Origin of the sequence: Streptomyces sp. NPDC000983 (genome assembly GCF_040299205.1) — a bacterium.
GTDB lineage: Bacteria > Actinomycetota > Actinomycetes > Streptomycetales > Streptomycetaceae > Streptomyces.
In genome coordinates, this window is sequence record NZ_JBEPBM010000073.1 from 1 (window position 1) to 18,603 (window position 18,603).

The following is an 18,603-nucleotide window of genomic DNA, read 5'->3' on the forward strand; positions in this document are numbered from 1 at the left end:
GAGCAGACGTCCTCTTCGCCATGCTCCGCGACGGCACCTTCTACCAACCCCAACCCGCCCCATCAGCTTGACGAAACCCATAGGGGCACCCCCCCAGATCTCCGATGCGGACCGGGAGTTCCTCGGCGAGACCCTCGAGGCGCAGACCTCCGCGGTCACTGCCGAGACCGCGGGGGACCAACTCCTGCACGGTGAGCCGCATCCGGGGAACCTCCTCCCCACGAAGAAGGGCCCCCTGTTCGTGGACCTCGCCACCTGCTGCCGCGGGCCGATCGAGTTCGACCTCGCCCATGCGCCCGAGGAGGTCGCCGGGCATTACCCGGGGGCCGACCAGAGCCTGCTGCACCGCTGCCGTGCCCTGAACTGGGCCATGTTCTCGGCCTGGCGCTGGCGACGGGACGACCAGATGCCGGACCGCGCCCACTGGAGAGCGGAGGGCCTCAACAACGTCCGGTCGGCCCTTGAAAGCGGTGGATTGAACTGAATTCGGGACCCTGCGGTGCTAGGTCCCTTTTGCGATCGTTCGCCCTTATGGGGTGGGGGTAACCCCGTGTGGACCATGTGATTGAATGATGAACATCGGTCATCTGGCCGAAAGTATCGCCGATCCACATTGACCTGCCCGAAGTCCGTTTTCAGGACGGGTACAGGCATTCGGCTCCCATGACCAAGCAATGCGGGGCGCTCTCGCATCTGTTCGTTTCGGAAAGCGGCTATGAGCACTGTGTCCAACTTTCACTACGGGGCTTTCACGCCGATCGCCGCGTACCTGATGGCGTGCCTGGGTGCTGCGCTGGGCCTGCGCTGCACCACGCGTTCCATGGGCCGTGGAAGCGGCATGCGCCGTACCGGCTGGCTCACGCTCGGTGCCGTGTCCATCGGCTGCGGTATCTGGTCCATGCACTTCATCGCCATGATGGGCTTCACCGTCGACGGGTCGCTGATGGAGTACGACCCGGCTCTGACGCTGCTCAGCCTGCTCGTGGCCATCGTCGTCGTGGCCGCGGGCGTCTTCCTGGTGGGAATCCGCGGATCCGGGAGGGCGACCCTCGGCGTGGCGGGCGTCTTCACCGGCCTTGGTGTGGCGGCGATGCACTACCTGGGTATGCGCTCCATGCGCGGCCACGGCGGTGTCCAGTACGACGCGGTGGCCGTCGTTTTCAGCGTCGTCATCGCGGTCGTCGCGGCGACCGCCGCGCTGTGGGCGGCGGTGTCGATCCGCAGGTTCTGGGCGACATTGGGCGCGAGCCTGGTCATGGGTGTGGCCGTGACGGGCATGCACTACACCGGCATGGCGGGCATCACCGTGGACCCCGAGCTCGTCATGAGCCACGGCCAGTCCTCCGCGAGCCTCTTCTCCTTCATGCTGGCGATGATCGCCGGCCCGGTGAGTGCCCTGGTCCTCGCCTCGGTCATCGTGATGTTCGACCCCGACACGATCCTCGGCGACGACCGTGCCGCCCGCGGCGGAACCGCCACGCCGCTGCCGGCCACCGATCCCACGCCGGACTACCCCCAGCACGCGCCGGCCGAGCGCGGCTACTGACCCTCCCCGTCACCACGCGGCCCCCGTCCCTCGCGCACCGGCGCCCTGGACGGGGGCCGCGGCCGTATCCGGCACGACGCCGTCCGTACGGGTCCCGCCCGCCGCCCGCGTCGCCGAAAGATGGGTGTTGGCCCCTATGCCCAAGGCGGCCGACTCCGGGCAGTGTGGGTCGGTGACCTCGGCGTTCGCCGTGAGAAGGGGGACCATGCCGGATTCCGACGACGAGAAGATCGCCGCTCTCGAAGCGGTGCTCTGGCACGACGATCCGCGCTTCGCCCGCAGCCTGGGCAAGGGCCGACCGCGTCAGCCCCGTGAGTACCGGCACGGCCGAGCCTGGACGGCCCTGGCGGCGGGGCTTGCCGTCACGCTCGTCGGTGCGGTGCTGTCCCGGGGAGTGCTGCTCGCGGCGGGCCTGCTGATGACGGCGATGACGATCGGCGTGGCCGGACCCACCGCCGGGCGCCGCAGCCGACGGCCGAGGTCATGAGCTCTCTGCGCGGGGAGCCCGTGCGGCGGGGTCCCGCCGGAGTGGTCGTGGGGGAGCGTCCCCGAGAGGACGGTCCCACGGACGACCCCCGCGAGCGAGGCCACTGGCGGCTTCCGCGCTCGCGGGGGACGGTTCCTCGGTCCCCGGGTCAGGGGAAGGTGAGCTTGAAGCTGTTGATGTAGCCCGTGTCGTACGCGGCCCGGTCCTGCACGCGCAGACTCCAGGTCCCGTTGGCCACCTCCGCAGAGGCGTTCACCGTGTACGTGGTCTTGACGTTGTCCGCGGAGTCGGAGGACGAGTACGGCTTCAGGTTGTAGACCGTGCCGTCGGGGGCGACGAGGTCGACGACGAGGTCACCTCGGTAGGTGTGGACGATGTCCACGCCGACGGCGAGGCTGCTGGGCGCATTGCCCGTGACACCGGTGACTCCGACGGAGGAGGTCACCGCGGCGCCGTTGTCCGGGATGGACACGTCGGCGGTGTTCTCGAAGACCGTCCCGGTCGGCGGGTTGGTCGTGCCCGAGGAGAGGCTCCAGATCGCATGGGCGACGGCGTCGCTGTTGCGGTCCAGGGCGGTGTCGTTGATGTTGCTCGTCGTGTCGCAGGACGAGTGGTAGCAGCGGTCGAAGGCGGTGGCGGTGCCGCCCCACTTCTGCACCTGCGCGGACGTCTTGGTCCGGCTGGCGCCGGTGAACAGGCCGCCGACGGGTATGCCCACGTTCTTGAAGGAGGCGTGGTCGGAGCGGCCGTCCCCCTCCGTCTCGATCTCGGTGGGGACACCGATCCCGGCGAAGTAGCTCTTGAAGGTCTGCTCGATCGTCGGGTCGTCGTCGTAGACGAAGTAGCCCGGGTTCGGCGAGCCGATCATGTCGAAGTTCAGGTAGCCGCTGATCTTCGCCCGCTCGGTGGCCGGGAGGTTGTTGACGTAGTACTTGGAGCCGACCAGCCCGAGTTCCTCGGCGCCCCACCAGGCGAACCGCAGGTGTTTGGTGGGCTGGTAGCCGGACCGGGCCACGGCCAGCGCGGTTTCCAGGACGGCCGCCGAGCCGGAGCCGTTGTCGTTGATGCCGGGCCCGGACGACACCGAGTCCAGGTGCGAGCCGGCCATGACGACCTGGTTGGTGTCGCCGCCGGGCCAGTCGGCGATCAAGTTGTAGCCGGTGGCTCCGCTGGAGGTGAACTGGTCGATTCTCGTGGTGTATCCGGCGGCGTCCAGTTTGGCTTTGACGAAGTCGATCGACGCCTTGTAACCGGCTCTGCCGTGGGCGCGGTTGCCGCCGTTGGCGGTGGCGATCGACTGGAGGTCCGTGAGGTGCTGCTTGACGTTGGCGACCGGGATGTCGGGCGCGGCGGCGACCTCTTGGGCGGTGGCCGACGGGACGGCCCCGGCGAGCAGCCCGGCGAGGGCGACACCGGTCACTGCGAGGACACGCTGACGTACAGAGAGGCTCATGTGGGGGCTCCGTGATTCCGAACAGGGTGGGTTGCGGAACGTGCGAAACGCCCCGCGACGGGTGACGCGGGACGTTGGAGCTGTGTAAAGCCTGTGCCTGGTGCGGCGATGCGAAGAGAATATTCGACCAGAGTTGACTCAGCGTCAAGAGTGCCTGGCGTGAGCCCTGTTGAATCCCGCACGAGGCCCGGTGCGGCGGCTGCCGTACGTGCTTCGAGCTTCCGGGCCCTGAGCCCTGTCCCGTCGTGGCCGGCGCGGCGAAGATGGGTACTGACCCCGATACCACCAGCGGGCGTCATGGGCGATGGTGGAATCCAGGCGCCCGCTGGTGGCCGTTCACCCGGTCCGCCCTCGCCTCGGCGCGCGGGGCCGCGGTCACGTCACCGCCGTCCGTGAGCGTCGCTGTGCCGCTGTGCGCCCCTGGACCGAGCCCACGCCGAGGAGGTGGGGAGCATGTCCGCATCGGATGACGAGAAGGCCGCCGAACTCACAGCCGTGTTCCGGCCCGACGACCCTGGCTTCGCCCACGGTCCGGGCGACGAGCACCTCCGGCGCCACCACCGGTGGGGCCGTGCCTGGCTCGCGCTCGCGGTCGCGCTCGCGGCCGTACTGGTCGGTGCCGTGCTTCCGCACGGACTGCTGCTCGCGGCCGGTCTGGTGCTGTCCGCGCCGGCGGTGCGGCTCCTCGAATCCGCGCGCGGCAGCCGTCCCGAGCCGTGATGTGCGACGCCCTCGGCGCAGGCGTCGGGGTTGGGTTCCCCGCCCCCTTGGGCCGTCAGGCGCACACGCGGTACAGAGGCGAACCCTCCGCTGGCCCGCCACCCACCCCCGTCACCGAATGGGTGGCGCCCGGTATCGGCCCGTGCGGTCAGGGTGTGTACAGCGACTGCAACCTGGTGACCCGGCCCTCCGCGTCGAAGCTCAGGTCGTAGCCGAGGTTCGGGCGGGCCGAGGACGGCTGGGCCGTCAGCCTGGTCACGAAGTCGGTCTGGGAGTACGACGCGGGATGCTTCGCGTCGCCGAGGGGGACCGAGAGCAGCACCTGGGCGTCGTCGGCCATGCGTACCTCGGTGTAGGGGCCTTCGCCCGGCACGATCACCCACGCCTCGAACTGCTCGTGAGGCTTCTTCTGGGCGGTCCGCACCGACAGGTACGTCGCCCCGTCGTCGGTGCGTGCGCTGTCGATCTGCACGAACTGCTTGGTGCCGGCCCAGGGGGACGCGGGTGTGGACGGCGACGGGGCCTCGGCCGCCGGCGATGACGCGGACGGTGTCGGCGATGACGCCGGTGTGGTCGCCGACGACCGCCCGTCGCCGTCCCCGTTGTCCCCGCTGCATCCGGTCAGGGTCACAAAGGTCAGGGCGAGAGCCGTGAGGCAGCCCACGGCGGCCGGGCGTGGTGCAACGCGCATGGTGAAAGTCCCCCAGGAATCAGGTGTGTTGTGGATACGACGTCTCTACGCGCCACCCCACCCGTCAGGTTGCACCCCGGTCGCCACTTCTTTCCCACGCCCGCACGGGCCCGCGATTCACCGGTCGAGCCAGTACGCCTCGCGCATCGACTGCACCCGGCCCTCGCTGTCGTAGTCGACGGCGAACACCCACCTCGGCCCGGCGGCCAGTTGGTCCACCAGCGTCCCCAACTCCAGGTCCCGGGGCTTGCCGCCGGACAGGTTCCGCGCCTCGACCAGCAGCCCCCGCGACAGGACCAGCGGATGCGCCGCGCCGGTGAGCGGCCGGACGGTGACCCGGACGGTGTCGCCCCGCACCACCGCGCCGTACACATAGCCCAGTTCGGTGGAGTACTCCTCACCCGGTGCGGGTGCCGGCGGTACGAACCGCGAGGCGGTCGGTGTCGGAACGCCCGCGGGCGGCGGGTCCTGCGGGGTCGGGTCCAGCGACAGGCCGGCCACGGCGACCGCCGCGGCCAGCAGTACGCCCCCGGAGACGGCGGCGGCCCGCTTGCGGCGCGCCCGCTGTTCACCGCGCGCCCGGACCAGTTCGGCGGCGCGGGGCGAGGCGGTGCGCCGACCCGACTCGGCGAGGCCGGCGAGATGTTCCCTCAGCTGAGTGTCGTCAGCCATGACGTACCTCCGGCAGGCGGGTCGTCCTCGGATCCAGCTCGGTGTCCGCGAGCAGCCGGGCCAGGGCGGTCCGCCCCCGGCTCAGATGTGCCTTGACCGTGCCCACAGGGCAGCCCGCCTCGGCGGCGACCTGCTCCACCGTCAGATCGCACAGATGGTGCAGCACCACCGCCCGGCGCTGCGCGAAGGGGATCTGCCGCAGGGCCTGCACCAGCAGCACATGGTGCGGTTCGGGCGGCGGCACCGGAGCGGGCGGGCCCTGCCGTCGGGCGAGGGCCAGCGCGGTGCGTACCCGACGCCACCGGCTGACCGCCAGCCGCCAGGCGACCGTGCGCACCCACGCCTCGGGAGCGCCGTCCAGGTCCAGCTCGGCCCGCCGTTCCCAGGCCCGGGCGAAGGCCTCCTGGACCACGTCCTGCGCCTCGGCGAGGTCGCCTGTCATCGCGTACAGCTGGCCGATGAGCCGGCCGACGCTCGCCGCGTAGAACGCGTCGAAGTCCTGCTCGTCCGTACTGTGGCCGCCGCGCGGTTCATCCGGTGATCGCATGCCTCTCCTGTCACGCTGCACGGTGTCACCTGGAGGCAGGGCGACACAAGATCGGAACCGGCTCGACCCCCTGGGCGGCATACGCCGACCGGCTGACGGCCGGGTGTGTCACCGGCCCGTGGGGGAACCAGTCCAGCCTGATCGGGGTGCGGCCCGGTCGGGGTGCGGCGGAAGGAGCCCGGTGGCAGCGGAGTCGGACCCGGCGGCGGACGGACCGAGCGAGGACGGTGACCAGGACGGGTACACCCCCGATCCGAACAGATGGCGCGCCCTGTGGGTCACCCTCGTCGCGGGATTCATGAGCCTGCTCGACGTGACGATCGTGGCCGTGGCCCTGCCCACCATCCAGCGGGACCTGGGCGCGAGCCCCGCCGAGGTGCAGTGGGTGGTCTCCGGCTACGCGCTCTCCTTCGCCCTCGCCCTGGTCACCGCCGGACGGCTCGGGGACGCGCTGGACCGGCGCCGCATCTTCCTGCTGGCCCTGGGCGGGTTCACCCTCTTCAGCGCGGCCTGCGGTGCGGCGCCCGACATCACGCTGCTCGTGGTGGCCCGTCTCGCCCAGGGGCTCGCGGCCGGTTTCATGGCGCCGCAGAACTCCGCGCTCATCCAGCAGTTGTTCCGCGGTGCCGAACGGGGCCGGGCCTTCGGCTTCTTCGGCGCCACGGTGGGCATCTCCTCCGCCGTCGGGCCCCTCACCGGAGGCGCCATCCTCGCGCTGGCCGACGGGGGCGGCGGATGGCGGTGGATCTTCCTGGTCAACGTGCCGATCGGCGTCGTCGCCGTCCTCCTCGGCCTGCGCCTGCTGCCGCGTGTCAAACGCTCCCGCCGGGGCTCGGTGGACGTCCTCGGCGTCGTGCTGCTCGGGCTGGGCGTGCTGGCGGTGATGTACCCGCTGGTGCAGGCGGACTCCGGCGGCGTCGGACGGCTGTGGTGGCTGTTCCCGGTGGGCGCGGTGCTGCTCACGCTGTTCACCCGGCGTCAGTTCCGGCTCGTGGCGCGCGGCGGCCAGCCGCTGCTGGACCCGCGTCTGTTCACCACCGTGCGCGGATACGCCGTGGGCGCGGGCGTCGGTGCCCTGTACTTCATCGGCTTCAGCGGGGTGTGGCTGGTCTTCGCCCTCTTCTACCAGGGCGGGCTCGACTTCACGCCGTTGCAGTCGGGGACGGCGGTGACGCCGTTCGCCCTGGGTTCCGCCGCCGCGGCGGTCGTCGCGGGCCGGCTCGTGGACCGTTTCGGCCGTCTGCTCACGGTGTGCGGGCTGAGCGCGGTCATCGTCGGAATGGGCTGCACCGCGCTGCTGCTGTGGCTGGTACCGGGTGACGCGGCGCCCTGGGTGGCCACCCCCGCGCTGTTCGTCGCGGGCGTCGGCGGGGGGTTCGTGGTGTCACCGAACATCACCATGACCCTGCGGGACGTCCCCGTCCGGATGGCCGGGGCGGCGGGCGGCGCCCTCCAGACCGGTCAGCGCCTCGGCGCCGCCGTGGGAACCGCGGCCCTGCCCGGCATCTACTACCTGGTCCTGGGCTCCACGGACCACTATCGGGCCGCCCTCGTCACCGCGCTCGCGGTGGCGCTCACCGGCATGGCCGCCTCGCTCGCCCTCGCCACCGCGGACTGGCTGCGCGACCGGGGCGCGGCGCACCGGCGCTGCCCCGACGAGGTCGCCAACAGCCCCGTCCATTCCGGGCAGGGCTGAGCCGAGGCGGCCGGCCCGCCCGCGGACCGCTCATGCCGTGCTGCGGCCGTGGAAGTCGGCGGTGAGCGCCTGGAAGATCCTCCTCTCCCGCTCGTCGAGCGGGACACCGTCCCTCGAGTGCCGGGCCGCGGAGGGTCTTGTGCAGTGCGGGCCGTGTAGGGCGCCGTCGGAGTTGCGCCAGAAGGCGCAGCACGGGGTGGGAGGCGGCAGGGCGCCGACGGCCGTGGCGCGGCGGGCCCGCTCGTACTGTACGAGCCGGCCGCGGTGGTCGGCGTAGAGCCCGGCGGTGCACCAGGCGAGGCAGGCGGCGCCGTAGAACCCGAAGAGGCACAACCAGGTGGCGTGGAACGCGGTGTAGGTCCCGCAGGCGAAGCAGAGGACGGCGAGGGCCAGACAGATACGGGCGTCTCGGCGGCTGGTGGTCGAGGAGTGCGACACGGGTTCTCCCAAGGTGGGTCGGCTTGGGATTCGGTTGCCCTGGATGAGCCCGTTCTCTCGTGACCGCGCCGGATTCCTTCTGCGACCGCCTTGGCGGGCTCCGGTGCCGGCGGGCTCAGTCGCGCAGGGTCTGCGAGGGGCTCGTGTCGTACGTGGTCCGGTACAGGGCCGCGAAGCGTCCGGGGTGTGCGAAGCCCCAGCGCGCGGCGATCGTGCCGACGGTCGAGCCGCCGCCGGGATCAGCGGCGAGCAGGTCGCGGTGGGCGTGCGTCAGGCGCACCTGGCGGACGTGGGCCATGGGGGTGGTGTCCAGGTGCCGACGGAACGCGTACTGGAGGGTGCGGATCGTGACGTGGACGGCGGACGCGATGTCGGCCACGGTGATGGGCCGGTCGGCGTGGTCGTCGATGTAGGCGATGGCGCGTCTGAGGGTGGCGGAGTGCGCGTCGCCGCGGTCCTGCCCGGTCGGGTCGGTCCGCGCGGTGCTGGCGAACGCCCCGAGAACGCTCGACGCCAGCAGTTGGCTGCTGGCCGACACAACCAATGGTTGTGCCGCGGTTTCGGGATCGGCCAGCACATGGTCCCGGAGGTAGAAGATGGTGGCCTTCAGACGATCGCTCGCGGCAGGGGAGTGCGGCCGGTGCGCCGTCAGCCGGACCGGCTCCTCCCGCAGTCCACCGGAGGCGGAGCCCGAGGCGGAGGCCACCTGGTCCAGCAGGGCGGGATCGAGCATCGTGATGTTGTAGCGCGCATTGCAGATGCGCCCCGCGTACGGCAGTTCGGGCGGCGCGAAGAGCACCGCGTCACCGGGACCGAAGGCGTCCCGGACCCCTTGGAAGGCGTGGTCCTGGACGGTTCCCTCGTGGACGACGCACAGACAGATCTTGCCGAGCGGGGTGACGGAGTACGACATCTCGAAGTTCAGGTCGATCTCGTCCACGCTGACCGACGGTGTCGTGTCGCGGCGGATACGCGCCGTGCTGGCGGCGGGCGTTGTGCTGCCGATGCTCATCCGCGCGTAGGCCTGGCAGAGGAAGTCCTCCGTCGCGCCGAGGTCGGTGCTTTCGAACACCATCGAGTCCATGGCCCCATCCTGCCAGCGCGAAAGCGCTGCTGAGCGGAGAGTTGCCGCTGCGCGGGGGCACCGCACGAGCCGTATTTCGTTTTGTGGACAGCCGCGGCATCGATTCTTCGTTCCCCGACCTACCGAGTCGGCGGGCAGCGGGCAGCAGTGGAGAGACCGCCACGCCAGGCCGACCAGGGAGTTCTCCTGACCATGCCCGAAGACGCGGAATCCGCCGAGCGGATCGCGGCTCTCGAAGCGGAGATCGCGCAGCTACGGAACGCCCTCACCGCGCATGCGGCTGTCGACCAGGCGATGGGCGTCGTGATCGCCTTCACCCGGTCGACGCCCGAGACGGCATGGGAGATCCTCAAGGAGGTCTCGCAGCACACCAACACCAAGTTGCGGGTGGTCGCCGAACACATCAGGCAGTGGCCCCACCACGGACGGCTGCCGGACGACGTGCGCCATGCCCTGGACACGGCGGTACGGGCCAGGGGACCGCGAGCCCCGTGGGCCACCGACGGCGCCCGGGGCAGGACGGGACGGGCTTGCAGATGACCCGGCGAAGTCCCGGCACTCTCAGGGAGTCAAACGGAGGATCAGGTCGCGGTCGGGGCCCTTTCGGCCGTTGGTGAGGACCCACAGCGAGCCGTCCGGGGCCGGTGTCACCAGCCGCAGACGGCCGTACGGCAGGCGGGGGCCCACCAGCCGAAGAACGCACCGTAGAAGTGGACCCCGACGGCGGCCGCTGCCACCAGCAGGCCGGCCAGGCCGAGCACGAGTGTCCGTCGTCTGCGCACGCGGCGAACGTAGGAAGCGCCGGATCAGTGCATCCACCGCGCGAGGGCGTCGGTCAGTCGAAGGGTTGGCGCCGGTGGCGAGGGCCGACGACACTCGCTCGTCGTGGCGTTCTCAGGTCTGCCGTACGACGACCGCGTAGGCGCCCACGCCGATGAGCGTGTGGGCCGGGAGGCTGTCGGACGCGGTGAGCAGGTTCAGGACCCTTCCTGATTCGGGGTCGAAGTCGATGTCCTGCAAGGTGCCGATCTCGGTGCCGTGGTCCGACAGGACGCGCCGGCCCACGAGACGGCGGCACGCGGCGGCGTGGTCGGTGAGGTCCTCGGCGTCGGCTTCGCGGGCGTTGACCCGGGCCATGACCGCGTCCGGACCGATGGCGTGCACGTACGCCCATGTCAGCAGGGTGCCCCCGCCGTTGGTCTTCTTCAGCCGCAGGGCCAGTACGCGGGCCGGTTGCGGGGCGATCACGAGGCCGTCGACCAGACCGATGCGCTGGGCCTCGGTGGTGTCCATCACGGGCCGGTCGGTGAGTTCGGAGAGCAGCATCAGGCGTTCTCCCCACCCATGCGGTCGCGGAACTCGGGGATGGCCTTGTGCAGTGCCGCCAGGTCGTCGGTGATGTAGTCGGCGACCTCGGCCGGCACGACGAGTGCCTCACCGGACACCGCGAGCGTCCGGGCCAGCGGGAGGAAGGCGCGGCGCCCCTTGCGGCCGAGCGCGGCGGCGGGGGCGATCTCATACCCCGCGACCACGGCCTGCGACGCCGTCACCTCGATCACCACGTCGGTGACCTGCCCCAGGTCGGTTCCGCTGTCCGTGAGGACCCTCGCCCCGAAGACGCTGCCGCCGGCGGCCTCGGAGACGTCGGCCAGCTCGTCGCGGTCCTGGAACACCGTCTCGTCCTGGATCATCACGGCATGCGGGCCCAGGCTCGACACGGACTCCCAGGGCAGAGCGTGGCGCTTGGGGCCGGAGAACAGACCCAGACCGCTGAGGGTGAAGCCCGCGATCCGGCCGGCGCGCCCGTCGAGGACCACGTCCTTCACCCGGGCCACGGCCTCGCCGCCGAGGGTCACCACGGGGCGTTTGGTGATCTCCGACGCCGGCATGAGCGTACTCATGCGACCTTGCCCTTGCCCTTGGGGCCGGAGCGCCGGGTGACGATCACACCGCCGTGGCGGCGCTTGGCCTGGACGGCCACGACAGTGACGGTCAGAGCCGCCATCAGGGCCACGATCAGAACGGGCCAGAACCACCAGTCCACCGCAGGCACCTCCGCCTCGGAGTCGGGCGTGTCCCCCGTACTCCCTGAACAGGATCTCTCCCGGACGGACGGGTGTCCAGGCCGGTCACCTCCCTCTACCCCCGGGCGGCGCCGTCACACGGGCGAGCCCCGTCAGCCCGCTCGGTCCGCCCCGACGGCGGACGGAGCACGCGTGACCGTCGTGCCGATCCCCTCCTCGGCGAAGGCCCGCAACAGGGCGTGCGGGACCCTTCCGTCGATCACATGGGCCACGCGGACTCCGCCGCGCACGGCCCGCAGGCAGCCCTCCATCTTGGGGGCCATCCCGTCGGTCAACTCCGGCAGCAGGGCTTGCAGTTCATGGACATCCAGCCGCTCCACGACCTCGGTGCTCCGCGGCCAGTCGGCGTAGAGCCCGGCGACGTCGGTGAGCACCACCAGCTTCTCGGCGTCGAGCGCCGCGGCCAGCGCCGATGCCGCGAGATCCGCGTTGACGTTGAAGACCTCCCCGGTGGTTCCCCGGGCCAGGGGGGAGACCACCGGGATGCATCCCCGGTCCAGCAGCGCGAGCACGGTCTGGGGTGCGACGTCGACGACCTCGCCCACCAGGCCGATGTCCACGGGTTCACCGTCCGAGAAGGCGGTGCGCCGGACGGCGGTGAGGGTGTGCGCGTCCTCGCCGGTCAGCCCGACCGCCAGCGGGCCGTGGGCGTTGATCAGCCCGACGATCTCCCGCTGCACCTGGCCGGCCAGGACCATGCGTACGACGTCCAGCACCTCCGGCGTTGTGACCCGGAGCCCGGCGGTGAAGCGGACCTCCAGATCCAGCCGGGAGAGCAGGGAACTGATCTGCGGCCCGCCTCCGTGCACCACGACCGGACGCACTCCCGCCGTGTGCAGGGCGACGACGTCCTCGGCGAAGGTGCGTTTGAGGTCCTCGTCGACCATGGCGTTGCCGCCGAACTTCACGACGACGGTTCTTCCCCGGTACGGCTCCAGCCAGGGCCGGTCGTCCGCGGGCGGTGCCGCGGCCGTTCCGCTCTCGATGGAGGTCGGCGCCATCGCGTTGTCCGTCCCTTCGCCGGGACCCCGGATGCGGTCCGTGACATGCCCTCGGGCAGGTGCCGGGATGTCCGGCCCCTGAATTCGGGCTGCCTGCCTCTGTGTTGGATCGTGGCCACAGGCAAGGTAAGGGCAACCTAACTCGCCGTGCAACCGTGTGGAGTGGAACAAGTCGTGGCGGTGAAGGCCGGCGGATCCGTGATCGGCCGTTCCCGCCGCGCCGGGCTCTCGGGCTGACGACGGGAGGCCGGATGGGTTAGGTTAGGCAAACCTTACTTACCTCGGACCTCCGGGAGGATCCGGATGCGTCGTACCCCCTCATGCCCGGGTGGCCCGACGGCCGCCGAGCGCGCCCGCTCGATCCTGACCGCCGCCCACTCGATGACCGTGATCACGGACGGCCACCACGCCGAGGTCCGGCGCCTCGACGGCGCCGGCGTCATGGGTCATGTCCACCTCCACGCCCCCTTCGAGGGACCGGGCGCCCCGCGGGACGGTCGGGTTCCGGTCCGGCTGGAGCTCACCGACATCGCCCCCACCGCCGTCCGGGACCGGCTGCGCGCCCGCGTCACCGTGACCGGACTGCTCGCCGGACCCTACGATCCGCACTCCGCCGACAGCACCTGCATGGAGTTCGGACAGTGCGTCCTGGAGGACGGCTCCGGCCGCGTGTACGTGACCCTCCAGGAGCTGGAGGCAGCGGAACCCGATCCCGTGGCGACCTGCGAGGCGGGCATGCTGACCCACCTCGTCGACGAACACCCCGAACTCGTCCCGCTCCTGCTGCGCCTGGTGCGCCCGCACCCCGGCCGCGGCGTACGGCGCGCACTGCCGGTGGGCATCGACCGGTACGGACTGACACTGCGCCTGGAACGCTCGCGCTCCCACGACGACGTCCGGCTGCCCTTCCACAAGCCCGTGCGCGACATCGACCATGTCGGCGCCCAGATCCACGCCCTGCTGACCGCCGCCCGCAGACTCTCCCACAGCGGACGCCTGCTGACCTGAGCCGAGAAAGGCGCACCCATGACGCAGTCGCCCGCGTCCGGCTACCCCATGCCCACTCCGGCCTCCCTGCCGGCCGACGGACCGCGGTGGCACCTGGACCCCGGCCGCTCGGTCCTGCTCGTGCAGCACCTGCAGAACTACCTGCTGCGCAGTCTCCGGGAACAGGCCCCCGTCCCCCAACTCCTCGCCCACGTCGCCGGGCTCACCGGCTCCGCCCGTGCCGCCGGGGTGCCCGTCGTGTACGTCGTGCGCGGACCGGGACAGCCGGCGCCGACCCGGCAGGACGCACGGGGCCCGGCCCTGCCGGAACCACCGGCCGAGTCCGAGGGCCGATCGGTGGCGCACCTGGTCCAGCCGCAGACCGGAGACATGGTCTTCACCGCCAAGCAGCACAGCGCCTTCGCCCGCACCCGGCTCGGCGCCCGGCTGAGGGAACTCGGACGCGACCAGCTCGTCCTGGTCGGCGCCCTCGCCCGCACCGACGTGCTGCTCACCGCCGCGGACGGCCGAAAGGAGGGCCTGTACCCCTTCGTCGTCGCCGACGCCCTGATCGACCGGACACGGGACCACCACGACATGGCGGTCCGCCGGCTGGCCGGCACCTGCGCCGCGGTCACCGTCACCGACTCGGTGGTGACCGCGTTCGCCGCGGACACCACCAGGTCCGCTGCGGTGTAGACGCCGTCGGCGGCCCGCTCCCACCGGGCACAACTGTGCGCCGGGACAGACGAGATGGGGCAGACTGGGCGGGCCTTGGCAGACGATCACCGCTTGGAGCATGCCGGATGAGCAGCAGCGTACTGACCTTGTTCAGCGGGCCGAGAACGGCCGGTGGCCAAGCGGGCGCACCGGTGACGGACATGGTCAGCTTCTCCGGTGGGCCGGGGCCGGGGGCGGTGTACGTGGAGCGCCAACTGCCGCCGGGAGGCGTGTCCGCGTACCGCGCGGCCCGGGGCAAGGGGACCCGTACCTTCGCGCTGTGGGCCGACGATCAGCGCCGGGAGCGGGTGGGCACCGTGGTGACGGTGTCGGCGGGTGGCGGCGTCGCGAGGTTCGAGGTGCTCGGCGCGCACGGCGAGGTCATCGGCACGGTCACACGGGAGAAGGCGCTTCGCGGCAGGGGTTTGCGCACCCGCTGGACCGTTCGGCAGGCCGACGGCTTCGAGGCGGTCGGCCTCAAGGGGCGCATCGTGTGGTGGTGGATGTGGTGGATCCTGCTGCCGCTGATGGCGGTGCTCCTCGCGATCACGGTCTTCGACAGCGTCCCCGGCAACGAGGGCGGCTTCGCGCGCGCACCCCGGCGCATCCGGTGGAGGGCCGACGGGCAGGTCCCGCTGGAGTTCAGGTCCAAGAACGACGCACTGCACCTGCACGCTCCCGGCGTGGACCGGCGGCTCGGGGCGGCGCTGCTCGCACTGCTGCGCAGCTTCCACTCCGGCGCGTGGGACGCGGGGAAGAAGTGACCCGGGGGACGGACGCACACCGGGTCCAGGCCGTCGATGCCGGTTACCCGCGTGGGGCGCGCATCCTGTTCCGGCTCGCCGTAGGGGTCGCCGGGTTGATGGCCGTCGCCTTCGTCGCCGGCGCAGTACTGCTGGGGATGGCAGACGAGGACGGCGCCGCCTACGGCTATCTCGCGCTCTTCCTCTGGTTCGGGATGGTCGCGGCCTTCCCGGTGCTGCTGGCGTTCGGTGTTCCCGCCATGGTCATGAGACGGCGCCACCGGGAGCTGAGCGGCCGTGGAGTCGGAAGCCGCTGAACGTGCCGCCGCCCGGCCGAGGACGTGGGTCCTCGTGACCTGCTCCGGGGATCACGCGTCGGGCGCGGCGGTGATGACAGCGGCCAACGGAATGTCCTTGAAGGCGAGTTCGGTGTGCGTGGCATGGCGGACGGTGCTGAAGCCGGGGACGGCGTCCTGCGGGGCGGGCGGCGGCGAAAGGAGCCGGAACCCGGTGGACGTGAAGCGGTTCATCCACGTCGACGCGGGCTCGTGGCGTTCGTAGCGGTCGTCGTCGGCGGCGCCGATGACGTTCTGGATCTCACGGCCGAAGAACCGCTTCATGGCCGCCTTCTCCCTGGCCGTGGCGTGTGTCGCGTCGATGGCCGCGAAGAGGGTGCCGTAGTGGTGCCAGGCGTTGGCCAGGCGGGAGCGCAGCGGGAGGAGGTGGTGGTCGCTGTCCGGTTCGCACAGCGTGACGGCGGCCGGGCTCAGCTCCCGCAGCTTGCGGAACAGCACGGTGCGGCTGTCCTCGCCTTCGCGGGCGTCGCGCATGTGGTGCAGCGCGAACGACGCGGTGACGAGCAGGGGCCTTGGCGCCTCGCGCAGGCTCTCCCACACCTCGTCGGGGAGGCACTCGGCGGGGGAGTGGACCGCGCGGTAGTCCACGCTCGTCGCGGTGTCGGCACCGGCGGCCAACAGCGCGCTCCGCGCGGCACGCACACTGCCGGGGGCCACGTCGACGCCGAACACCGTCAGGGATCGCAACTGCGGTGCGCGGGTGAGCAGGTCACGTTCCTGGCCGCCCCCACCGATGCCGAGGGCGAGCACCGTGGCCTGGGTCCGGCCGTCGAGGAAGGGCAGCAGGGCGTCGTTGGCGATGCGGCTGGCCCGCAGCAGCGGCAGGTGCCGGTCGAGTACGGCGAACAGGTCGATCTGGGCGATGTCCCCGGTGCGCAGGTACAGGTTCCCGGTCTCGGTGCCGCCGAGCCCGGCGCGCAGTCCCGCGACGAAGTGCCGGACGAGTGCCGGATCGTCGGTGGCCGTCGCTTCCGCCTGGGCCAAGGCGTCGGCCATGGCGGCGGATGCACCGGCCTCCGCCGCGGCGGCGGCCCGGTCGAGAAGGCCGTACACCGAGGTCACGGCAGGGGAGGCAGGCGCCGCGCCACGGCCGAGCGGGGCTCGGCGGCGGACCGGGGCGCCGAGTCCGACCGGCACCTCGGGAGGAGGGGATCCCACCGCTGAGGCCACCCGGTCCAGCGCCGAGGTGTCGGGGACGGTCAGGCGGAGCCCTTCACCGGGGTACCAGCGGGTGAGGAACCCGGCGTTCTCAAGACGCCGGTGGAGTTCCGGTGTTGCCTGGGGGTGCTGGAGCCAGAGGAAGTTGGCGTGGCTGCGCGGCACCGTCCAGCCGGTCGACAACAGGGTGCTGCGGAGGGTGTCCCGCGCCGCGGTGACCTGGCGGATGCGGTCCCTCAGCTCCCCCTGGGCGCTCAGGCTCGCCAGGACCGCGGCGGTGGCTTCCTTGGTGATGCCGAACGGAAGTTGCTGGGCCCGCGCCGAACGGGCCCGCTCGGGGTGGGCGATGCCGTACCCGACGCGGAGTCCGGCCAGGCCGTACGCCTTGGAGAACGTGCGCAGGAGCACCACGTTCGGGTACCGCTCGCACAGTGCGAGGGAGGCGGCCCGCCCGTCACCCGCGAACTCCGCGTAGGCCTCGTCGAGCAGGACGAGCGTGTGGTCGGGGAGGCCGGCGACGAAGTCCGCCAGGTCGGGGGCGCGCAGCCGCGTGCCGGTCGGATTGTGCGGGTTGCACAGGACGACCACGGCGGCCTCCCGGCCGGCGGAGGCGGCCACTGCGAGCGCGGAGAGGTCCTGCTCCCCGTCGTCGTGCAACGGCACCGCCACCGGCACCGCCTCGACCATCTCGGCGAGCAGCGGGTGGGCGTCGAAGTTCCGCCGGCCGAAGACCATGCGGTCCCCGGGCCGTACGGCCGCTCTCAGGAACTGCAGTGCCACCCCGACCGAACCGTTGCCCACGACCATGCGGTCCTGGCCGACGCCCCACCAGTCGGCCAGGGCGGCGGCCAGCTCCTCGGGATGGAACTCGGGGTAGTGGTGCGCGTCCGTCGCCGCCCCGCCGATCGCGCGTGCCACCGACGGGAGCGGAGGAAGGGGGTGTTCGTTCAGATGCAGTCGTACCGGCGTGGGCGGGTCATGGGGGAGACGAGGGGTGGGGCGGGCGCCGTCCGACCGGGGAAACGAAGATCGTTCACAGTTCACAGCGAGCTGAACAGCCCGATGATCTGCTGGTCACGCCCCGCTCGATCAAGATCACCCAAACGGCTTGAACGATTTTGCACGCCTGATGCCGCACGCCTCGCGGCCCCGGACGTCGACGGACCGTACGCCGACACCGCCGGGGACGAGGTTCGCCCTGTGACCGGACCGCTCGCCGACTTCCCCGACGCCGCGGGCCTCAGCGGCCTCGACGTCTACCCCTGGCCGACCGAGGACGGCAAACACGGCGGCTCCCCGCACATGCATCTGACCTGCGCGGAGTGCTACGTCGTCGTCAGCGGCCGGGGCCGCCTCGAAACCCTCGGCGGCCAGGGGCACCAGACCCTGCCGCTGCACCCCGAGGCCGTGTCCCTGCTCGACGCGTCCGGCGCCCCGAGCGACGAACGCGCCCGAGCCCGCCGGGACCTCGCCATGGAGGGCTTCAACACGCTCAAGCAGCAGTGGTACGACGGCGACCGCGCGGCGCTGGCGGACTTCTACCGGGCCGCGACCGAACTCGTCGGGCCGCGCCTGGAGCAGTGGCGCAAGACGGTCACCGAGGGCCCGCTGGCCGCCGCCGAAGCCTCCCTGTGCCAGATCGGTGCCCTCGAAACCGGCGACTTCGGCCACCTCGGCACCTCGGGAGTGCGCCGGATCGAGAAGCCCCGGATGCAGTCCCTGGGCATGTGCGGCCTGCTCCACGCCTACTACCCGATCCGCCGCGCCGTGGCCAGGGAGGAGTTACACACCGGGTCGCCCGCGGGGGAGCCCTGGTAGCGCTTGGGGCCACGCCGGTCTCCCCGCGCCGCACGTCCGCGTGTGCGCTCATGGCGCGGTCGATCCGCCAGGCCAGTCGAGACGCAGAAACGGAAGGGACACCGATGTCCGGGGCCCGGCACTCGGGCCCCACATGAGAGGGCGTCACATTCCGTGGCAGCGGGGGCACCTTCCGGCAAGGGGGTGTCGAGGTGGCGCGACCCGGGTGAAGTAATCTGCCGCACAAGCCGGTCCTCCGGACAGAAGTGTGCGCGTAATCCCGAACCGTGTACGAAATATCGAACGAATGATCAGAGGGAGAGAAGCAGCCGTGCGTATCACCGGAATCAGCACACACGTGGTCGGAACGCCCTGGCGGAACCTGACCTACGTACAGGTGCACACCGACGAGGGGATCACGGG

At 71.6% G+C, this 18,603-nt stretch carries 23 protein-coding genes; 11 read left to right on the top strand and 12 right to left on the bottom strand.

The window, feature by feature from the left end:
• The first annotated feature begins 67 nt into the window (after positions 1-67).
• The 3 genes from ABT296_RS36985 to ABT296_RS36995 all read left to right on the top strand — a co-directional run bounded on the left by ABT296_RS36985 (position 68) and on the right by ABT296_RS36995 (position 2,033).
• Positions 68-484 (top strand): phosphotransferase family protein, encoded by a 417-nt coding sequence (locus ABT296_RS36985; protein ID WP_351934274.1) that lies wholly within the window; start codon positions 68-70, stop codon positions 482-484.
• A 231-nt stretch (positions 485-715) separates the two neighbouring features.
• A complete protein-coding gene (locus ABT296_RS36990) occupies positions 716-1,546 on the top strand; it encodes an MHYT domain-containing protein (RefSeq protein WP_351934276.1) in 831 nt (276 codons plus the stop codon).
• Between the two features lie 205 nt (positions 1,547-1,751).
• On the top strand, positions 1,752-2,033 hold the full coding sequence (locus ABT296_RS36995) for a DUF3040 domain-containing protein (RefSeq protein ID WP_351934278.1): 282 nt from the start codon (positions 1,752-1,754) through the stop codon (positions 2,031-2,033).
• Positions 2,034-2,181: 148 nt separating this feature from the next.
• Here ABT296_RS36995 and ABT296_RS37000 read toward each other — a convergent pair whose 3' ends face one another.
• The gene (locus ABT296_RS37000; protein WP_351934280.1) at positions 2,182-3,486 is read right to left on the bottom strand and encodes a M28 family metallopeptidase; all 1,305 of its coding nucleotides are present in this window, start codon (positions 3,484-3,486) and stop codon (positions 2,182-2,184) included.
• Positions 3,487-3,939: 453 nt separating this feature from the next.
• Between ABT296_RS37000 and ABT296_RS37005 the strand changes: the two genes are divergently transcribed.
• Positions 3,940-4,206, top strand: coding sequence for a DUF3040 domain-containing protein (locus ABT296_RS37005; RefSeq protein WP_351934282.1), 267 nt, complete (start codon positions 3,940-3,942; stop codon positions 4,204-4,206).
• Between the two features lie 148 nt (positions 4,207-4,354).
• On the opposite strand, the gene ABT296_RS37010 is transcribed toward ABT296_RS37005, so the two are convergent.
• The 3 genes from ABT296_RS37010 to ABT296_RS37020 all read right to left on the bottom strand — a co-directional run bounded on the left by ABT296_RS37010 (position 4,355) and on the right by ABT296_RS37020 (position 6,116).
• Positions 4,355-4,897 carry a hypothetical protein gene (locus ABT296_RS37010; RefSeq protein WP_351934284.1) on the bottom strand — a complete coding sequence of 181 codons (543 nt, stop codon included), beginning with the start codon at positions 4,895-4,897 and terminating at the stop codon, positions 4,355-4,357.
• Positions 4,898-5,014: 117 nt separating this feature from the next.
• Positions 5,015-5,569 (bottom strand): hypothetical protein, encoded by a 555-nt coding sequence (locus ABT296_RS37015; protein ID WP_351934286.1) that lies wholly within the window; start codon positions 5,567-5,569, stop codon positions 5,015-5,017.
• Positions 5,562-6,116, bottom strand: coding sequence for a SigE family RNA polymerase sigma factor (locus tag ABT296_RS37020; protein WP_351934288.1), 555 nt, complete (start codon positions 6,114-6,116; stop codon positions 5,562-5,564). Before ABT296_RS37020 ends, ABT296_RS37015 begins: the two co-directional genes overlap by 8 nt.
• 181 nt (positions 6,117-6,297) lie before the next feature.
• On the opposite strand from ABT296_RS37020, the gene ABT296_RS37025 reads away from it, so the two are divergent.
• Entirely contained in the window at positions 6,298-7,812 is a 1,515-nt protein-coding gene (locus tag ABT296_RS37025; protein WP_351934290.1) for an MFS transporter, read from the top strand.
• Positions 7,813-7,842: 30 nt separating this feature from the next.
• On the opposite strand, the gene ABT296_RS37030 is transcribed toward ABT296_RS37025, so the two are convergent.
• On the bottom strand, positions 7,843-8,250 hold the full coding sequence (locus ABT296_RS37030) for a hypothetical protein (RefSeq protein ID WP_351934292.1): 408 nt from the start codon (positions 8,248-8,250) through the stop codon (positions 7,843-7,845).
• Positions 8,251-8,365: 115 nt separating this feature from the next.
• Positions 8,366-9,334, bottom strand: a complete 969-nt coding sequence (locus tag ABT296_RS37035; RefSeq protein WP_351934294.1) for a helix-turn-helix transcriptional regulator — start codon at positions 9,332-9,334, stop codon at positions 8,366-8,368.
• Between the two features lie 192 nt (positions 9,335-9,526).
• On the opposite strand from ABT296_RS37035, the gene ABT296_RS37040 reads away from it, so the two are divergent.
• The gene (locus ABT296_RS37040; RefSeq protein ID WP_351934296.1) at positions 9,527-9,874 is read left to right on the top strand and encodes an ANTAR domain-containing protein; all 348 of its coding nucleotides are present in this window, start codon (positions 9,527-9,529) and stop codon (positions 9,872-9,874) included.
• A 107-nt stretch (positions 9,875-9,981) separates the two neighbouring features.
• On the opposite strand, the gene ABT296_RS37045 is transcribed toward ABT296_RS37040, so the two are convergent.
• The 5 genes from ABT296_RS37045 to argB form a co-directional block, all read right to left on the bottom strand.
• Entirely contained in the window at positions 9,982-10,116 is a 135-nt protein-coding gene (locus ABT296_RS37045) for a hypothetical protein (RefSeq protein ID WP_351934298.1), read from the bottom strand.
• A 112-nt stretch (positions 10,117-10,228) separates the two neighbouring features.
• On the bottom strand, positions 10,229-10,660 hold the full coding sequence (locus tag ABT296_RS37050) for a PRC-barrel domain-containing protein (RefSeq protein ID WP_351934300.1): 432 nt from the start codon (positions 10,658-10,660) through the stop codon (positions 10,229-10,231).
• Positions 10,660-11,235, bottom strand: a complete 576-nt coding sequence (locus ABT296_RS37055; protein ID WP_351934302.1) for a PRC-barrel domain-containing protein — start codon at positions 11,233-11,235, stop codon at positions 10,660-10,662. Before ABT296_RS37055 ends, ABT296_RS37050 begins: the two co-directional genes overlap by 1 nt.
• Positions 11,232-11,378, bottom strand: coding sequence for a hypothetical protein (locus ABT296_RS37060; RefSeq protein WP_351934304.1), 147 nt, complete (start codon positions 11,376-11,378; stop codon positions 11,232-11,234). Before ABT296_RS37060 ends, ABT296_RS37055 begins: the two co-directional genes overlap by 4 nt.
• A gap of 132 nt (positions 11,379-11,510) precedes the next feature.
• On the bottom strand, positions 11,511-12,419 hold the full coding sequence (gene argB / locus ABT296_RS37065; protein WP_351934306.1) for an acetylglutamate kinase: 909 nt from the start codon (positions 12,417-12,419) through the stop codon (positions 11,511-11,513).
• Positions 12,420-12,722: 303 nt separating this feature from the next.
• Here argB and ABT296_RS37070 point away from each other — a divergent pair, with 303 nt between their 5' ends.
• The 4 genes from ABT296_RS37070 (at position 12,723) to ABT296_RS37085 (ending at position 15,186) form a co-directional block, all read left to right on the top strand.
• Positions 12,723-13,427 (top strand): DUF2470 domain-containing protein, encoded by a 705-nt coding sequence (locus tag ABT296_RS37070; RefSeq protein WP_351934308.1) that lies wholly within the window; start codon positions 12,723-12,725, stop codon positions 13,425-13,427.
• A gap of 18 nt (positions 13,428-13,445) precedes the next feature.
• Entirely contained in the window at positions 13,446-14,105 is a 660-nt protein-coding gene (locus tag ABT296_RS37075; protein WP_351934310.1) for an isochorismatase family protein, read from the top strand.
• Positions 14,106-14,212: 107 nt separating this feature from the next.
• Positions 14,213-14,890, top strand: coding sequence for a hypothetical protein (locus tag ABT296_RS37080; RefSeq protein ID WP_351934312.1), 678 nt, complete (start codon positions 14,213-14,215; stop codon positions 14,888-14,890).
• On the top strand, positions 14,869-15,186 hold the full coding sequence (locus tag ABT296_RS37085) for a hypothetical protein (RefSeq protein ID WP_351934314.1): 318 nt from the start codon (positions 14,869-14,871) through the stop codon (positions 15,184-15,186). Before ABT296_RS37080 ends, ABT296_RS37085 begins: the two co-directional genes overlap by 22 nt.
• A gap of 51 nt (positions 15,187-15,237) precedes the next feature.
• On the opposite strand, the gene ABT296_RS37090 is transcribed toward ABT296_RS37085, so the two are convergent.
• The gene (locus ABT296_RS37090) at positions 15,238-17,427 is read right to left on the bottom strand and encodes an aminotransferase class I/II-fold pyridoxal phosphate-dependent enzyme (protein WP_351934316.1); all 2,190 of its coding nucleotides are present in this window, start codon (positions 17,425-17,427) and stop codon (positions 15,238-15,240) included.
• Positions 17,428-17,583: 156 nt separating this feature from the next.
• On the opposite strand from ABT296_RS37090, the gene ABT296_RS37095 reads away from it, so the two are divergent.
• The gene (locus tag ABT296_RS37095; RefSeq protein ID WP_351934318.1) at positions 17,584-18,201 is read left to right on the top strand and encodes a hypothetical protein; all 618 of its coding nucleotides are present in this window, start codon (positions 17,584-17,586) and stop codon (positions 18,199-18,201) included.
• Positions 18,202-18,603: the final 402 nt, after the last annotated feature.

Bases quoted from the DNA above. Each gene is read 5' to 3' on its own strand.
- ABT296_RS36990 (WP_351934276.1), top strand. From the start codon at position 716: ATGAGCACTGTGTCCAACTTTCACTACGGGGCTTTCACGCCGATCGCC.
- ABT296_RS36995 (WP_351934278.1), top strand. From the start codon at position 1,752: ATGCCGGATTCCGACGACGAGAAGATCGCCGCTCTCGAAGCGGTGCTC.
- ABT296_RS37000 (WP_351934280.1), bottom strand. From the start codon at position 3,486: ATGAGCCTCTCTGTACGTCAGCGTGTCCTCGCAGTGACCGGTGTCGCC.
- ABT296_RS37005 (WP_351934282.1), top strand. From the start codon at position 3,940: ATGTCCGCATCGGATGACGAGAAGGCCGCCGAACTCACAGCCGTGTTC.
- ABT296_RS37010 (WP_351934284.1), bottom strand. From the start codon at position 4,897: ATGCGCGTTGCACCACGCCCGGCCGCCGTGGGCTGCCTCACGGCTCTC.
- ABT296_RS37015 (WP_351934286.1), bottom strand. From the start codon at position 5,569: ATGGCTGACGACACTCAGCTGAGGGAACATCTCGCCGGCCTCGCCGAG.
- ABT296_RS37020 (WP_351934288.1), bottom strand. From the start codon at position 6,116: ATGCGATCACCGGATGAACCGCGCGGCGGCCACAGTACGGACGAGCAG.
- ABT296_RS37035 (WP_351934294.1), bottom strand. From the start codon at position 9,334: ATGGACTCGATGGTGTTCGAAAGCACCGACCTCGGCGCGACGGAGGAC.
- ABT296_RS37040 (WP_351934296.1), top strand. From the start codon at position 9,527: ATGCCCGAAGACGCGGAATCCGCCGAGCGGATCGCGGCTCTCGAAGCG.
- ABT296_RS37050 (WP_351934300.1), bottom strand. From the start codon at position 10,660: ATGCTGCTCTCCGAACTCACCGACCGGCCCGTGATGGACACCACCGAG.
- ABT296_RS37055 (WP_351934302.1), bottom strand. From the start codon at position 11,235: ATGAGTACGCTCATGCCGGCGTCGGAGATCACCAAACGCCCCGTGGTG.
- argB (WP_351934306.1), bottom strand. From the start codon at position 12,419: ATGGCGCCGACCTCCATCGAGAGCGGAACGGCCGCGGCACCGCCCGCG.
- ABT296_RS37070 (WP_351934308.1), top strand. From the start codon at position 12,723: ATGCGTCGTACCCCCTCATGCCCGGGTGGCCCGACGGCCGCCGAGCGC.
- ABT296_RS37075 (WP_351934310.1), top strand. From the start codon at position 13,446: ATGACGCAGTCGCCCGCGTCCGGCTACCCCATGCCCACTCCGGCCTCC.
- ABT296_RS37080 (WP_351934312.1), top strand. From the start codon at position 14,213: ATGAGCAGCAGCGTACTGACCTTGTTCAGCGGGCCGAGAACGGCCGGT.